Source organism: Actinoallomurus soli, assembly GCF_024055715.1.
Taxonomy (GTDB): Bacteria; Actinomycetota; Actinomycetes; order Streptosporangiales; family Streptosporangiaceae; genus Actinoallomurus; species Actinoallomurus soli.
On record NZ_JAMXMV010000020.1, the window covers coordinates 98,442 to 113,933 of the forward strand.

A 15,492-nucleotide genomic window follows, 5' to 3' on the forward strand; every position below is an offset into this window, starting at 1 on the left:
CGCGACGGCGCCGCTTCGGTGTCATGAGGAGGTGAGACGGGCGCGGAGGGCGGCGGCGCCGGACTCGGCGAGCCAGTCGGAGAGGGTGCGCAGTCCGGGATGGATGACGCGCAGCGCCTCGATGTCGGCGTGCCAGCGGTGACCCGCCTCCCATTGCTTCTTGATTCCGGCGATTCCCGGGCCGAGCGCGGCGGCCTCGTCGTCGGTGAGCTGCTCGTACCGGATCGGGATGCCGGTGGCCTCGGCGATCGCGGCGGCGGCCTCGACCGGCGTCGGTTCGTCGCCGGCCAGTTCCAGGGTCCGTCCGGCGAATCGGGCCGGATCCGCGAACGCGAGCGCGGCGAACTCGGCGATGTCCTCCAGCGCGATGACCTGCATGGGCTTGTGCGGTGAGAAGAGGTGCCGGTGCACGCCGTGGGAGATGCCGTCGAGGCCGCGGGCTCCGGCGGCAAGATAGTTGGTCATGAACCGGACCGGGCGCAGCACGGTGGGCAGCGCGATGTGGTCGCGCAGGTACTCCTCGATCAGCGCCTTGCCCTTTGAGCCCCACGACCCGGCCGACGCCGAGGCGACGGTGCTGAACACGACCTGCTCGATCCCCGCCGCGGCCGCGGCGTCGATCAGCGCCCGACCGCGGGCCGCTTCGAGGTCTGTCTCGGGTCCGGCCGGCCCGAAGGCCACGGGCGGGATGCCGAACACGGCGGCGGCGCCGTCGAACGCGGGACGCAGGCTCGCAGGATCGTCGAAGTCGCCTCGCACGAGTTCGGCGCCCGCGGCGGCCAACTCGACGGCGGCGGGTGCGGTCAGGTCGCGGACCAGGGCCCGCACCGGCCACCCTCCGGCGAGCAATCGCCGGGCGGTGACGCCGCCCTGCTTGCCGGTGGCGCCGGTGACGAGGATGGGGGAGTCGGGGTCGGCCGGGTTCGCGGTGGTCATGGGTGCCCTTTCCGGAGATGGTGCGGGATACTCGAGCGATCCGGAATGCTCCACCCGCTTCGACCTCGTGGACAAGGATTTCGTGACATGACAGCAGGACCGGCGCCGGCACCCGCCGGGCGCGCCGACGCCCGACGCAACCGAGAGACCGTGCTGCGCACGGCGATGCGCGTGTTCGCCGAGGAGGGGCTGGAGATCTCACTCGGCCGGATCGCGCAGCGCGCCGGGGTCGGCGCCGGGACCGTCTACCGGCACTTCCCGAGCAAGGAGATCCTCATCGAGGCGGTGCTCGCCGAGCACATCGAGGGCCTGGTGGCCGCCGCCGACCGGTGGGCCGCCCGCGCCGCGCCCGGTGACGCGCTGTTCGGCTTCCTCCTGGAAGTGATCGAGAAGTCGGCGGGCCGGCAGCACATCTGCGACGCGCTCACCGCCGACCGGGGCTGGCCGCGCGTCGTGATGGCCGCTGCGGGTCGGCGGTTCCGTGAGGCGCTGGAACGCCTGCTGCGCGACGCGAAAGAGGCCGGTGCGATACGCGCCGACGTACGGGCCGACGACCTGTCCGCGCTGGCCGTCGGCGGCGCCGCGCTGCGTTCGGCGCACCGGGACCCAGTGCGGGGCACCCTGCTGGTGCGGCTGCTGCTGGACGGACTGCGCCCCGGGGCGGTCACGAAAGACGAAGCATTCCGTGACCCATCCTCCCTTCCGCGTCACGGAACCACCGCCCAGAGGCACTGCGTCGAATGCGGCGCGCGGCTGCGCGTCCGTGCCACCGGACGGCCGCCCCGCTACTGCGGCCCGGCCTGCCGCCAGCGCGCCCACCGGCGCCGCCTCGCAGTCCAGCCGCCGTCGCAGTCCTAGAGGGCGCTCCAGGTCGCGCGGGCGTCGAGGAGCGCGGGTCGCCCTCCAGACATCGGATGATTCTGGCGGGCCACTTCGCGTTCGTCGACGAGAGCGAGGATCCGAAGCCCCACCGGACCCTGGCCGCGATGGCCGCCCGATCGCGGGGCGGCGGGCCCCGCTGCCGGAGGACGGCGGCTGCGTAAGATGTGACCGCGCCGATCACGCGGACGCGTGCGGCGCCTGAAACCGTCACTGTGGGCCGGGACGGATCTTCCTCAGGCCGTGGCCCGGCCACCGGCAGGGGACGCCTCCCGGATGCGTCCGGGGAGGACCATGGAACCGCTCGTCCGTCTCACCGCCGAGGGCGGCGTCGCGACCGTCACCCTGGACTCGCCGCGGAACCGCAACGCGCTGTCGAGCCGGCTCGTCGCCGAGCTGCGCGAGACGCTCACCGCGGTGACCGCGGACGACTCCGTGCGCGTCATCGTCCTGACGGGCACCGGTCCGGTGTTCTGCGCGGGCGCGGACCTGAAGGAGCAGCGGGCGGGCGGGGCGCCGCCGGACGTCCCGGGCCTGCTGACGCTGATCTGGGAGAGCCCGAAGCCCGTCGTCGCGCGGCTCAACGGACCGGCGCGGGCCGGCGGGCTCGGTCTGGTCACCGCCTGCGACATCGCGGTCGGGCCGGACACCGCGACGTTCGCGTTCAGCGAGGTGCGGCTCGGCGTGGTGCCGGCCATGATCGCGGTGACCTGCCTCCGCCGCATGGAGCCCCGCGCCGCCGCCGAGTACTTCCTGACGGGGGAGGTCTTCGACGCCCGGCGCGCGCAGGAGATCGGGCTGCTGAACCGCGCCGTGCCGCCGGAGGAGCTGGACGCGACCGTCGCCCACTACACCGGGATGCTCCTGCGGGGCGCTCCGGAGGCCCTCGCCGTCGCCAAACGGCTGCCGCGCATGGTCCCGGGCGCGTCGGTGGCGGAGGACTTCGCGCGGATGGCCGAGCTGTCCGCGGAGCGGTTCGCGTCGGAGGAGGCACGGGAGGGGATCGCGGCGTTCCTGGAGAAGCGCGACCCGCGGTGGATTCCGTGACCGTGGCCGACGTCCGCGCCGCACCGGCGAGCCGGCGGCTGCTCACCGCCGAGATCTGGGTCGTCTTCGCCGTCTCGCTGGGCGCCAGCGGGGTCCAGGCGCTGCTGCAGCTGATCGCCTCGCTCACCGCCCCGAAGGCGCTGTCGCACCAGCAGGCCCTGATCGTCGGTTCCTACGCGCCGGGACGGCCCTGGATCGACCTGATGTTCCAGCTGTTCGGCATCGTGAACGCCCTGACGCCGGTCGCGCTCGTCGCCTACCTGATGCTCCGCTCGGGGGAGTCCCTGGCGACGCTCGGCGTGGACCGCCGGGACCCGCTGCGGGACACCCTCCGCGGCGCGGCGCTGGCCGCGGTCGTCGGCGGAGCCGGGCTGGGGTTCTACCTCGCCGCCTACTACTCCGGGGCCAACCTCGCCGTCGTGCCGGCCCGGCTCCCGGACGTGTGGTGGCGCATTCCGGTGCTGCTGCTGTCCGCCGCGCAGAACGGCGTGCTCGAAGAGGTCATCGTCGCCGGCTACCTGCTGCACCGGCTCTCCCAGCTGGAGTGGTCGCCCGGGCGCGCGCTGACGCTCAGCGCGGTGCTGCGCGGGTCGTACCACCTGTACCAGGGGTTCGGCGGGTTCGCCGGCAACGTGATCATGGGCCTGATCTTCGGCCGGCTGTACCAGCGGTGGGGCCGGGCGGCGCCGCTCATCGTCGCGCACACACTGATCGACGCCGTGACCTTCGTCGGATACACGCTCCTGCACGGGCACGTCGCCTGGCTGCCCTGAGCGCCACCCCTTTCTTCCTCTTTCATCGATTTTCACCGCCCAGGGCGAGGCGCCTCCGGAGGCCCGGCGGGAAAGCGGCCTGTTCGTGAGCGTGGACGAACGCGTCGCGATCATCACCGTGAAACTCCCCGTTTACATACGCGATACATTCCCCTTGACAACCCTTTCGCGCGCCTTGGATTGTGGGAGCGCTCCCACACCCCCGCCGCTCGAGCCATAGCGCCCGAAGGGAGTCATTTCCGTGAACGGAAGGGAACTCTCCGCACCCTCCTGCACCATCGAGACGCCGACGCTAGCCCACGTCGCCGCTCTCGCCGGAGTCTCGCCCGCCACCGCCTCGCGTGTGATCAACGGGACCGCACGGGTCAGCCCGCGCGCCCGTTCCCGCGTGGAAGAGGCCGTGCAACGCCTCGGTTACGTGCGACACCGCGCCGCCCCCGCGGACCGTCGCAGTGGATCGATCGCCGCGGTGGTATGCGAGGACGACGCCCGTGTCTTCACCGATCATTTCTTCGCCCGTCTGTTCTCGGGCGTCCGGCGCGAGCTGGGCGACGACCGGGAACTCGTCGTCCTGGTGGTCGGCCGCGCCGGCCGCTGGGGCACCGTCGCGGAGTACCTGCGCGGTGGCCGTGCCGACGGCGTGCTGCTGATCAGCGCGCACGGCGCCCCCGCGATGGCCCTCCGGCAGACGGGTGTCCCCGTCCTGCTGGCCGGGCGGCCGCTGTGGACGACCCCGCTGCCGTACGTCGACGCCGACAACCGCGGCGGCGCGCGTACCGCCGTGGACTACCTGCTCAAGTGCGGGCGCCAGACGATCGGGACGATCGCCGGGCCGCCCGACCGGGCCGTGGGCGTCGACCGCCTGGCCGGCTACCGCGCCGCCGTCGGTGACGCCGGCCTCCCGACCTCCGGTCTGATCACCTACGGTGATCTGCACCAGGCGTCGGGTGAGCACGCGATGAACCGCCTGCTGGACCGCAGGCCCGACATCGACGCCGTGCTGTGCGCCTCCGACCAGATGGCCGTCGGGGCGCTGCGCGCGCTGCGCCGTACCGGGCGCCGGGTCCCCGAGGACGTCGCCGTCGTCGGCTTCGACGACTCACCCATCGCCGGCCGGGTCCGCCCCCGGCTGACGACGGTCCGCCAGCCCATCGAGGACATGGGCGTGCGGATGGCCCGGGAGCTGCTCGGCCGCATCGCCGGGGAGTCGCCCTCCGGGCAGGGCGTCGTGCTGAACACGAAGCTCATCATCCGCGACTCCGCGTGATCATCCGGCCGCGCAGGCCGACCCCCCAGCAGCCGGCCCGGCGGGCCGGTGGTGCTCCCCGTCAGGAGGAATCCGCCCATGAAGAGACGGCAAAGGTGGCGACCGTTCCTGGTCGTCCTGTCGCTCCTGGCCGGCATGTTCGCCGCCGGCACAGGCGCGCACGCCGCCGATGTGCAGTGCAAGGTCGACTACTCGGTCAACGACTGGGGCTCGGGCTTCACCGCCAACATCACGCTGACCAACCTCGGCCCCGCCATCAACGGCTGGACCCTGAAGTACTCCTACTCCGGCAACCAGAAGCTGAGCCAGGGCTGGAGCGGCAACTGGACGCAGTCGGGTCAGGACGTCACCGTCACGAACCTGAGCTGGAACGGCGCGATCGCCACGAACGCCTCCGTCAGCTTCGGCGGTAACTTCACCTACAGCGGCACGAACGCCAAGCCGACGTCCTTCTCCGTCAACGGGACGGCCTGCAACGGCGCGCACAAGGCGCCGACCGTGTCGCTGACCAGCCCGGCCGCCGGCGCGACGTACAGCGCGGGCGGGACGATCCCGCTGGCCGCGACCGCGAGCGCCAACGACGGCGCGACGATCAGCAAGGTCGAGTTCTACAACGACACGACGCTGCTCGGCACCGCCACCTCCTCGCCGTACTCCTTCAACTGGACGAACGTGCCGGCGGGGGACTACTCGCTGTACGCCAAGGCGTACGACAGCCAGGGCGCGACGGCCGAGTCCACGCCGGTCGGCGTGCACGTCGCCAGCGGCCCCGCCGTCGTCGCGAGCCCGACCGCGCTGACCGTGCAGCAGGGCAAGACCGGGACGTTCGGCGTGAAGCTGTCGAGCCAGCCGTCCGGCAACGTGACCGTCACGGTCGCGCGCGACAGCGGGAACAGCGGCCTGACGGTCTCCGCGGGCGGCACGCTGACCTTCACCCCGTCCAACTGGTCGACCGCGCAGAACGTCACGATCAGCGCGGACTCCTCCGGCACGGGCGCGGCGACCTTCACCGCCAAGGCGACCGGGTACGACACCGCGAGCGTCACCGTCACCGAGATGAAGTCGAACGGCGCGTACGAGGACCGGTTCCTCACGCTGTACAACAAGATCACCGACCCGGCCAACGGCTACTTCAGCAAGGAGGGCATCCCGTACCACTCGGTCGAGACGCTGATGGTCGAGGCGCCGGACCAGGGGCACGAGACCACCTCTGAGGCCTACAGCTACATGATCTGGCTGCAGGCGATGTACGGGAAGGTCACCGGCGACTGGAGCAAGTTCAACAACGCCTGGGCGATCATGGAGAAGTACATGATCCCGTCCCACGCGGACCAGCCGACCAACAGCTACTACAACGCCGGCAAGCCGGCGACGTACGCGGCCGAGCACGACCTGCCCGACCAGTACCCCTCGCAGATCGACTCGAGCGTCACGTCCGGCCAGGACCCGATCGCCGCTGAGCTGAAGTCCGCTTACGGCACCGACGACGTCTACGGCATGCACTGGCTGCAGGACGTCGACAACGTCTACGGCTACGGCGACACGCCCGGCGGTGGCTGTGAGGAGGGCCCGAACACCAACGCGCCGTCCTTCATCAACACCTACCAGCGCGGCCCGCAGGAGTCGGTGTGGGAGACGATCCCGCAGCCGACCTGCGACAAGATGGCCTACGGCGGCAAGAACGGCTACCTGGACCTGTTCATCAAGGACTCCAGCTACGCCAAGCAGTGGAAGTACACCGACGCCCCGGACGCCGACGCGCGCGCCATCCAGGCCGCGTACTGGGCCGACACCTGGGCCAAGCAGCAGGGCAAGGGCTCGGACGTCTCGGCGACGGTCGCCAAGGCCGGCAAGATGGGCGACTACCTGCGGTACTCCTTCTTCGACAAGTACTTCAAGAAGATCGGTAACTGCACCAGCCCGAGCTGCCCGGCCGGAACCGGCAAGGACAGCGAGCACTACCTGCTGTCGTGGTACTACGCCTGGGGCGGCGCGACCGACACCAGCGCCGGCTGGGCCTGGCGGATCGGCGACAGCGCCTCGCACTCCGGCTACCAGAACCCGATGGCGGCCTACGCCCTCACCAACGACTCGGCCATGGCGCCGAAGTCCGCGACGGGCGTGGACGACTGGAAGAAGAGCCTGCAGCGGCAGCTGGAGTTCTACCGCTGGCTGCAGTCCTCCGAGGGCGCCATCGCCGGTGGGGCGACCAACAGCTGGGGCGGCGCGTACGGCACGCCGCCGTCCGGCGACTCCACCTTCTACGGCATGGCCTACGACTGGGAGCCGGTCTACCACGACCCGCCGAGCAACCAGTGGTTCGGCTTCCAGGCGTGGTCGATGGAGCGGGTCGCCGAGTACTACTACGTCACCGGTGACGCCGCCGCCAAGACCGTGCTGGACAAGTGGGTGGCCTGGGCCACGGCGAACACCACGCTGAACCCCGATGGGACCTACCAGATCCCCTCGACCCTGCACTGGAGCGGCCAGCCCGACACCTGGAACCCGTCCAGCCCCGGGTCCAACGCCGGCCTGCACGTCACGATCGCCGACTACACCAACGATGTCGGCGTGACCGCGGCGTACGCCAAGACCCTGGCCTACTACGCGGCGAAGTCCGGGAGCACCACGGCCAAGGCGACCGCGCAGACGCTGCTGGACGACATGTGGACCAACGACCAGGACGGGATCGGCATCTCGGTGCCGGAGACCCGTACGGACTACAACCGGTTCACGCAGGCGTACAGCACGTCCAACACCAACCACGACGGCGTGTACGTGCCCTCCGGCTGGACCGGCACGATGCCGAACGGCGACAAGATCGACAGCAACGCGACGTTCCTGTCGATCCGCTCCTGGTACAAGCAGGACCCCTCCTGGTCGAAGGTCCAGTCGTACCTGAACGGCGGAGCGGCGCCGGTCTTCAACTACCACCGGTTCTGGGCGCAGGCGGACATCGCGATGGCGATGGGCACCTACGGCCAGCTCTTCAACCAGTGATCGACCGCTCCGGGGGCGCCGGCCGGCGCCCCCGGAGCCTCCACCGTGCCCCTCCTGATCCCCGACCCACCGACCCGACCCTCCGCCCCCGCCCAATGGAGCCGTTCCGACCCGTGGAGCGACTCCCGAACCGTCCGAGGAGGACACACCCTTGTTGAAACTCAACCCCCGCCGCGGCGTCGCGCTGCGGATGGACCGGGTGGGCGTGGCGATCGCCGCGCTCGTGCTCGGCCTCGTATCCGTGCTGTTCGGCATGGGACGGGCTCACGCGGCCGCCGGCTGCAAGGTGACCTATTCGGTGAACCAGTGGAGCAACGGCTTCACCGCGAACATCGGGATCACCAACCTCGGCGACTCGCTCAGCTCCTGGACCCTCGAGTGGGACTTCGCCGGTAACCAGCAGGTCACCCAGGGCTGGAGTGGGACGTTCTCCCAGTCCGGCAAGCACGTCACGGTGAAGAGCCTGTCCTACAACGGCAGCCTCGCCACCAACGCGTCGACGTCGCTCGGCTTCAACGCCTCCTACTCCGGGACGAACGACGCCCCGACGTCCTTCAAGGTGAACGGCACCACGTGCAACGGCACCCCCGGCGGGCCGACGGACACCCCGACGCCGACCCCCACCATCACCCCGACGCCGCCTCCGGGTGGCGGATCGCACGTCGACAACCCGTTCGCGGGCGGCAAGGGCTACGTCAACTCCGAGTGGTCGACCGAGGCCAAGAACGACGGCGGCAGCGCGATCGCCAACCAGCCGACCGCCGTGTGGCTGGACCGCATCGCGGCGATCAACGGTGTGAACGGCGGGATGGGCCTGAAGGCCCACCTCGACGCCGCGGTGGCGCAGGGCGCGAGCTACGCGCAGTTCGTCATCTACGACCTGCCCGGTCGTGACTGCGCGGCGCTGGCCTCCAACGGCGAGCTCGGCCCGACGGATCTCGGCCGCTACGAGACCGAGTACATCGACCCGATCGCCTCGATCATGAGCGACTCGAAGTACGCGAACCTCAAGATCATCACGTACATCGAGCCCGACTCGCTGCCGAACCTGGTCACCAACGTCAGCGGCAACACCGCGACCACCAACTGCCAGACGATGCAGCAGAACGGCAACTACGTGAAGGGCGTCCAGTACGCCCTGAACAAGCTGCACGCGATCAGCAACGTCTACACCTACCTCGACGCCGGTCACCACGGCTGGCTCGGCTGGGACAGCAACTTCGGGCCCGCCGCGCAGCTGTTCGCCACGGTCGCCAAGGGCACCACGGCGGGCGTCAACAGCGTCGACGGTTTCGTCATCAACACCGCCAACTACTCGCCGACCACCGAGCCGTACCTGCCGGTCAACTCCCAGACTCGCGCGTCGACCTGGGTGGACTGGAACTACTACGTGGACGAGTCGAGCTTCGGCGCGGCCTTCCGCCAGCAGCTGATCTCCGACGGCTTCCCGTCGACCATCGGCATGGTGATCGACACCTCCCGCAACGGCTGGGGCGGATCGGCCCGGCCGACCGGCCCGAGCTCGGCGAGCGACATCAACACCCAGGTCAACGCCGAGCGCGTCGACCGCCGGCCGCACGTCGGCGACTGGTGCAACCAGGCCGGTTCGGGTCTGGGCGCCCGGCCGACCGCCGCTCCGGCCGCCGGTTTCGACGCCTACGCGTGGGTCAAGCCGCCGGGTGAGTCCGACGGGTCGAGCACCAGCATCCCGAACGACGAGGGCAAGGGCTTCGACCAGATGTGCGACCCGAACTACGGCGGGAACGTGCGGAACGGCAACAGCCCGACCGGCGCCATGGCGAACGCCCCGCTGTCCGGTCACTGGTTCTCCGCGATGTTCCACCAGCTCCTGCAGAACGCCTACCCGCCGGTGCAGTAGGGCACCGGTCGCCATGACGCGGGCCTGACCCGCGCCACCGACGCCGGGCGGAGGCGATGCCTCATGTCGCCTCCGCCCGGCCCACCACTCGCTGATCCGATGTCCGCCCGGGAGAGAACCTCCGGGCGATCGATGGACTGGGCGCCGGGGTCGGACCCAACGGTGGGAGCGCCGTGACCCCGGCGCCCTTTCGTCGTCTCCGAAAAATGTCGATCCGGCGGCAACCTTCCACGGGCCCGGGGCGACTGGAGGGATAGAACGCCGGGGCCGCCACCGAACGGTGTGGGAGCGCCGGGCGGCCCCGGCGTCTCTCCTTCAAGCGGGCGGAAGCCCGCGCGCCGCCGGCCAGGCGCCGTACGCGTCCCCGTCTCGGGGCCCGGGGGCTAACTTACTATGTAAAGGCCGTGGCGCGAGGTTCACGGGCCTGCTGAGGGTCCCGCCCGTGCCGGTTCACTCCCGGTACTTCCCCCTGATCGGCACTTGACGTCGACGGTTTCCGGCGTGTTTCATACTCCTCACTCCCGTAAACGTTTACGGGAGTCGCTTCAGTGGTCTGTAAACGTTTACGACGAAGGTAACGACTTCCGTGAGTGCTGCTGGCGCTCGTGGGCGAGGCCGGAGGGAAGCCGTGGCTCAGGGACCGACGATCACGACGATCGCCGCGCGTGCGGGGGTCTCGATCGCGTCGGTGTCGCGCGTACTGAACGGGCTGCCGACCCGCGAGGAGACCGTGCGCAAGGTGATGGCCGCGGCCGACGAGCTCGGCTACGTGCCGAACGCCGTGGCCCGCTCGCTCAAGTCCAACCGCACCTACCAGGTCGCGTTCGCGATGGCGGACATCGGCAACCCGACGTACGTCGCGATGGTCCGGGAGATCCAGCCCGTGCTGAAGGCCGCCGGGTACCGCCTGGTCCTGCACTCGACCGACGGCGACGTCGACGACGAGCTGGACGTGCTCCGGCGGCTCGGGGAGCGGTACGTCGACGGGCTCATCATCAGCCCGCTGCGCGGCGTCGCGCAGCGGCACCTCGACCTGCTGACCTCCGCGCCCGCGCCCGTCGTCGTGATCGGCTCGGTGCCCGAGGGCACGCCGGTCGACAACGTACGGGCCGACTCACGCGCCGGCGTGCGGCTGGCCCTGGAGCACCTGCACGGCCTTGGGCGGCGGAGGATCGGCCTCCTCAACGGCCCGCTCGACACGGTCCCGGGCGCGGCGCGCGCCACCGCCTACACCGACGCGCTCGCCTCGCTCGGCCTGCCGTACGACCCGAACCTGGTCGAGGTCGGTGACTTCTACCGCGCCGAGGGCGCCCTCGCGGCACGCCGGCTCCTCGAACGGGCCCGGCCGGACGCCCTCCTGTGCGCCAACGACCTGATCGCCCTCGGCGCGCTCGACGTCCTGAGGGAGGAACGGCTGCGGGTGCCGGAGGACGTCGCGCTCGTCGGCATGGACGACACCGAACTGGCGACCGCGGCCTGGCCGACGCTCACCAGCGTCGGGCTCGGGTCGGCCGAGCGCGGCCGGCGGGCCGCCGAACTGCTCCTCGACCGGTTGAACGACGGCGCCGCCGCGCCCCGGATCGTCACGGTCGAGCCCACGCTCGCCGTCCGCGCCTCGACGGAGGGGGCTCCGTGAGCCACGTGACCGCCGCACCGACCGCGGCCCGCCCGCCACGGGCCGGGCGCCCGGCCGACCCGAGCCCGAGGCCGCGCGCCCGAGGCGACCGCGGGACGCTGATCCTGCTGCTGCCGGCGCTCGTGCCGGTGCTGCTGTTCAGCGTCGGGCCGCTGCTGTACGGCATCTACCTGTCGTTCACGGACGCGCGCGGCGGCCGGAACGCCGTCATCTCCTTTGTCGGGCTGAAGAACTTCGGCGACGTCCTCGCGGACACCGACTTCTGGTCGTCGTTCAAGATCGGCCTGATCTGGGCGGTCAGCGTCACCGTGCTGCAGTTCCTGGCCGCGCTCGGGCTGGCGCTGCTGCTGAACCAGAACCTCCGTCTCCGCACGCTCGCCCGGGTGCTGGCGATGGCGCCGTGGGCGATGCCGCCCATCGTGATCGGGCTGATGTGGCGGCTGGTCTACCACCCCAACGCCGGCGTCCTCAACGCCGTCCTGCAGGACGTGCACCTGCTCGACCACAACGTCGACTGGCTCAACGACTTCGGCACCGCACTCCCGGCGATCATCGTCGTCGGCGTCTGGACCGGGATGCCGCAGACCACCGTGGTGCTGCTCGCCGGGCTGCAGGGCGTGCCGAAGGAGCTGCACGAGGCGGCCGCCGTCGACGGCGCGAGCGTCTGGCGCCGCTTCTGGAACGTGACACTGCCGCAGCTGCGGCCGGTGATCGTCACGATCACCGCGCTGGACTTCGTGTGGAACATCAACCAGTTCGCGATGGTCTACGCGCTGACCCAGGGCGGTCCCGGCGGCCGTACCCGCCTGCCGATGCTCTTCGCCTACGAGGAGGCGTTCCGCTACGGGTTCTTCGGGTACGCGGCGGCGCTCGGCGTCGCGATCACCATCGTCGTCCTCGTGGTCCTCGGCTTCTACCTCTGGCGTCAGATGAAGGAGAGCCGGTGAAAACCACGCTGAAGTACGCCGGGCTGCTCGGCTACCTCGTCTTCCTGGTCTTTCCGCTGCTGTGGCTGCTGTCGACGGCGTTCAAGACGCCGCGCGAGATGGCGACCCTGCATCCGCGCTGGATCCCGCACCACCCGACGCTGCGCAACTTCAGCGACGCCTTCGCCGCGCAGGACCTGACCGGCAGCGCCCTCCGCAGCCTGATCGTCGCGGTCTCCGTGGCGGTGCTCACCGTCGCGATCGCGCTCCCGGCGGCGTACGCGCTGGCGCGGCGGCGATCGGTGCTGAACCGGATCGCGATCGGCTGGGTGCTGGTCAGCCAGGTCTTTCCGGTCGTGCTGATCATCATCCCGCTCTTCATCATCCTGCGCCGGCTCGACCTGGTGAACACGCTGCCGGGGCTGGTCCTCGTGCACGTCACCTTCGTCCTGCCGTTCGCACTGTGGATGCTGCAGGGGTACGTCCGCGGCGTGCCCCGCGAACTGGAGGAGGCCGCCGCCGTCGACGGCGCCGGGCGGATCAGGACCCTGGTCAACGTCGTCGCGCCGCTGCTCGCCCCCGGGGTCGTCGCCGCCCTGCTGTTCTCCTTCATCTCCTCCTGGAACGAGTTCTTCTTCGCCCTGGTGATCCTCAAGGACCCGGACAAGGCGACCCTGCCGCTGACGCTGGTGAAGTTCACCGGCGCGGAGCAGGCCGCCCGGCTCGGCCCGCTGGCCGCCGCGTCCCTGCTGGCCACCGTCCCCAGTCTCGTCTTCTTCGCCATCATCCAACGCCGGCTCCGCTCGGGCCTCACCGCCGGCGCCGTCAAGGGTTAGTAGGAGGTACCCCATGCGTCGCGGTCTTCGCTCCGCGCTCGCGGTCGCCGCCGCCACCGTGCTCGGCCTGACCGCCGGGTGTTCCGGGGGCGGCAACGACTCCGGCAAGCCGGTCACACTGAAATTCCTGAGCCTGGCCTGGCAGAAGGACTCCCTGGCCGCCAACAAGCGGCTCGTCACGGAGTGGAACAAGGCCAATCCGAAGATCCAGGTCCAGTACGTCCAGGGCAGCTGGGACAACGTCAACGACCAGCTGGTGACCTCCTTCGAGGGCGGCGACCCGCCGGACGTCATCCACGACGACTCCTCCGCCCTCGCGGGCTTCGCCGGGCAGGGCTACCTCGCCGACCTGACCAAGCTGATTCCGACCGGGCTCAAGAACGACATCCCGGACGCCGCCTGGGGCACCGCGACGTTCGACGGGCAGGGCGGGCAGGGGATCTACGGGGTGCCGTTCCTGCAGGAGTCGCAGGTCATCCTCGCCAACAAGAAGATGCTGGACGCCGCAAAGGTGCGCATTCCCACGTCCGGCGACCCCTGGACCTGGGACGAGTTCCAGCAGATCAGCAAGAAGCTCACCGTCGGCAAGCGGTACGGCATCGCGTGGCCGCTCAAGTCGCCGGTGAACAAGGTGCTCAACCTCTCGCTGAACTTCGGCGGCACCTTCTTCCAGACCTCCGGCGGCAAGACGACGGTCAAGGTCGGCCCGCAGGAGAAGGAGGTCCTGCAGCGGATCCACGACCAGCTCTACAAGGACAAGACCGCCGACCCCTCGACGCTCGGCATGGGCACCACCGACCCGCTGCCCGGGTTCTACGCCGGCAGGTACGCGATGGTGCCCGCCGGGATCTACCTGCGGCAACAGGTCGTCGAGCAGGCGCCGAGCGGCTTCCAGTGGGTGACGATCCCGCCGCTGAAGGGCCAGACGACCCAGCAGGGCGCGATCTCACAGACGCTCTCGGTCGCGGCCGACAGCAAGCACCCGAAGGAGGCGATGCAGTTCATCTCCTGGTTCCTGAACGGGCAGCACCAGGTGGACCTCGCCAAGGGCGACTGGCTGATCCCGACGAGCAAGACGGCGGCCCAGGACCCGACGCTGACCACGGACAAGTACGGCTGGAACGTCGCGACCGCCTCGGCCAAGAGCCTGATCCTGGCGCCGTACCTCAAGGTCAACGGCTTCGACGAGTTCAAGAGCAAGGTGGCGACGCCGGTCCTGCAGTCCTACTTCGCCAACAAGATCACGATTGACCAGCTGGCGCAGAAGCTGACCCAGGACGGCGACAAGGTCCTGGAGCGCTACAACAAGTGAGCGAGTTCCGCGACCGCGCCCGTGGGTGCCTGCTCGGCCTGGCGGCCGGCGACGCCCTCGGGCGGCCCGCCGAGAACCTCACGCCCGAGGAGATCACCCGGCGCTGGGGCCGCCTCACCGAGCTGGAGCCCGGCCCGGACGGCGGCCCGGCGGGCACCGACGACACCGAGTACGCGATCTTCGCGGCGTCCCTGCTGACGGCGCACGGGTCGGCGCTCACGACCGAGGACGTCGTCGCCGCCTACCGGGAGCAGGTCCTGCCGATCGACGGGCCGATGAAGGGCGCGGGCTTCTCCGAGTTGGGAACGGTCCAAGCCCTGCGGCGGGGACTGACCCCGCCGCTGACCGGGCGCCGGCACGACCACGGCTGGTCCGACGGCCTGGCGATGCGCGCCGCACCGTACGGGGTGTTCGCGGCAGGTGACCCGGACGAGGCGGCACGGCTCGTGACCGTCGACGGCGCGGTCAGCCACAGCGGCGAGGGGATCCTCGGCGGACGTGCCGTCGCGGCGGCGGTCGCCGCCGCCATGACCGGCGCGCCGCCCGCCGGCGTCGTGGCCGCCGGACTGGGCGCGGTCCCGGAGGACTCCTGGACCGCCCGCAGCGTCCGCGCCGCCGTGCGGATCACCGCGGGCCGGGACCGGGATCGCCTTGCGGCGGACCTGCACGAGGCCGTCGTCGCGCGGCACTACCCCTGGACCGACCTGGCCCCGGAGGCGGTGGCGCTGGCGTTCGCCGCGTACCTGACCGGCGGTGGCGACGTCGAGGAGTCCGCGGTCACGGCGGTGAGCCTGGGCCGCGACGCCGACACCACCGCCGCCATCGCCGGGGCGCTCGCGGGCGCAGGCCGTGGTGAGGGCGGCGTTCCGGAGCGCTGGGCGCGGGCGATCGGCCCGGTGCGGGGGGCCTGCCTGCCCGCCGTGGCGGGCAGGGACGTCCGCGAGGTCGCCGACGCGCTCGCACGGGCGCGCAAGACGCACGGCTGAACGAGCGAGGAGACA

The 15,492-nt window shown here is 71.0% G+C and carries 12 protein-coding genes; 11 read left to right on the forward strand and 1 reads right to left on the reverse strand.

All coding sequences use genetic code 11. From position 1 onward, the window contains the following. Nucleotides 1-21: 21 nt before the first annotated feature. Entirely contained in the window at nt 22-936 is a 915-nt protein-coding gene (locus tag NDW01_RS34570; RefSeq protein ID WP_252828553.1) for an NmrA family NAD(P)-binding protein, read from the reverse strand. Between the two features lie 87 nt (nt 937-1,023). Between NDW01_RS34570 and NDW01_RS34575 the strand changes: the two genes are divergently transcribed. The 11 genes from NDW01_RS34575 to NDW01_RS34625 all read left to right on the forward strand — a co-directional run bounded on the left by NDW01_RS34575 (nt 1,024) and on the right by NDW01_RS34625 (nt 15,477). Next, the gene (locus tag NDW01_RS34575) at nt 1,024-1,794 is read left to right on the forward strand and encodes a TetR/AcrR family transcriptional regulator (RefSeq protein ID WP_252828554.1); all 771 of its coding nucleotides are present in this window, start codon (nt 1,024-1,026) and stop codon (nt 1,792-1,794) included. A gap of 315 nt (nt 1,795-2,109) precedes the next feature. After that, the gene (locus NDW01_RS34580; protein ID WP_252828555.1) at nt 2,110-2,862 is read left to right on the forward strand and encodes an enoyl-CoA hydratase-related protein; all 753 of its coding nucleotides are present in this window, start codon (nt 2,110-2,112) and stop codon (nt 2,860-2,862) included. Beyond that, nucleotides 2,850-3,635: a CPBP family intramembrane glutamic endopeptidase gene (locus tag NDW01_RS34585; RefSeq protein ID WP_252828556.1), complete on the forward strand. Its 786-nt coding sequence runs from the start codon at nt 2,850-2,852 to the stop codon at nt 3,633-3,635. Before NDW01_RS34580 ends, NDW01_RS34585 begins: the two co-directional genes overlap by 13 nt. A gap of 241 nt (nt 3,636-3,876) precedes the next feature. Further along, complete coding sequence (locus tag NDW01_RS34590) at nt 3,877-4,902, forward strand: LacI family DNA-binding transcriptional regulator (RefSeq protein ID WP_252828557.1); 1,026 nt, start codon at nt 3,877-3,879, stop codon at nt 4,900-4,902. Nucleotides 4,903-4,980: 78 nt separating this feature from the next. After that, complete coding sequence (locus NDW01_RS34595) at nt 4,981-7,902, forward strand: glycoside hydrolase family 48 protein (protein WP_252828558.1); 2,922 nt, start codon at nt 4,981-4,983, stop codon at nt 7,900-7,902. Between the two features lie 151 nt (nt 7,903-8,053). Next, on the forward strand, nt 8,054-9,781 hold the full coding sequence (locus NDW01_RS34600; protein WP_308211842.1) for a glycoside hydrolase family 6 protein: 1,728 nt from the start codon (nt 8,054-8,056) through the stop codon (nt 9,779-9,781). 628 nt (nt 9,782-10,409) lie between these two features. Continuing rightward, entirely contained in the window at nt 10,410-11,417 is a 1,008-nt protein-coding gene (locus NDW01_RS34605) for a LacI family DNA-binding transcriptional regulator (protein WP_252828559.1), read from the forward strand. After that, nucleotides 11,414-12,364, forward strand: coding sequence for a carbohydrate ABC transporter permease (locus tag NDW01_RS44070; protein ID WP_252828560.1), 951 nt, complete (start codon nt 11,414-11,416; stop codon nt 12,362-12,364). The genes NDW01_RS34605 and NDW01_RS44070 overlap by 4 nt, the downstream gene beginning before the upstream one ends. After that, nucleotides 12,361-13,179: a carbohydrate ABC transporter permease gene (locus tag NDW01_RS34615; protein WP_252828561.1), complete on the forward strand. Its 819-nt coding sequence runs from the start codon at nt 12,361-12,363 to the stop codon at nt 13,177-13,179. The genes NDW01_RS44070 and NDW01_RS34615 overlap by 4 nt, the downstream gene beginning before the upstream one ends. A gap of 13 nt (nt 13,180-13,192) precedes the next feature. Next, the gene (locus tag NDW01_RS34620; protein ID WP_252828562.1) at nt 13,193-14,491 is read left to right on the forward strand and encodes an ABC transporter substrate-binding protein; all 1,299 of its coding nucleotides are present in this window, start codon (nt 13,193-13,195) and stop codon (nt 14,489-14,491) included. After that, nucleotides 14,488-15,477 carry an ADP-ribosylglycohydrolase family protein gene (locus NDW01_RS34625; protein WP_252828564.1) on the forward strand — a complete coding sequence of 330 codons (990 nt, stop codon included), beginning with the start codon at nt 14,488-14,490 and terminating at the stop codon, nt 15,475-15,477. The genes NDW01_RS34620 and NDW01_RS34625 overlap by 4 nt, the downstream gene beginning before the upstream one ends. Nucleotides 15,478-15,492 lie beyond the last annotated feature (15 nt).

What these genes read in the sequence shown, in the direction of transcription:
- NDW01_RS34570 (WP_252828553.1), bottom strand. Translation starts at nt 936, where the DNA reads ATGACCACCGCGAACCCGGCCGACCCCGACTCCCCCATCCTCGTCACC.
- NDW01_RS34575 (WP_252828554.1), top strand. Translation starts at nt 1,024, where the DNA reads ATGACAGCAGGACCGGCGCCGGCACCCGCCGGGCGCGCCGACGCCCGA.
- NDW01_RS34580 (WP_252828555.1), top strand. Translation starts at nt 2,110, where the DNA reads ATGGAACCGCTCGTCCGTCTCACCGCCGAGGGCGGCGTCGCGACCGTC.
- NDW01_RS34595 (WP_252828558.1), top strand. Translation starts at nt 4,981, where the DNA reads ATGAAGAGACGGCAAAGGTGGCGACCGTTCCTGGTCGTCCTGTCGCTC.
- NDW01_RS34620 (WP_252828562.1), top strand. Translation starts at nt 13,193, where the DNA reads ATGCGTCGCGGTCTTCGCTCCGCGCTCGCGGTCGCCGCCGCCACCGTG.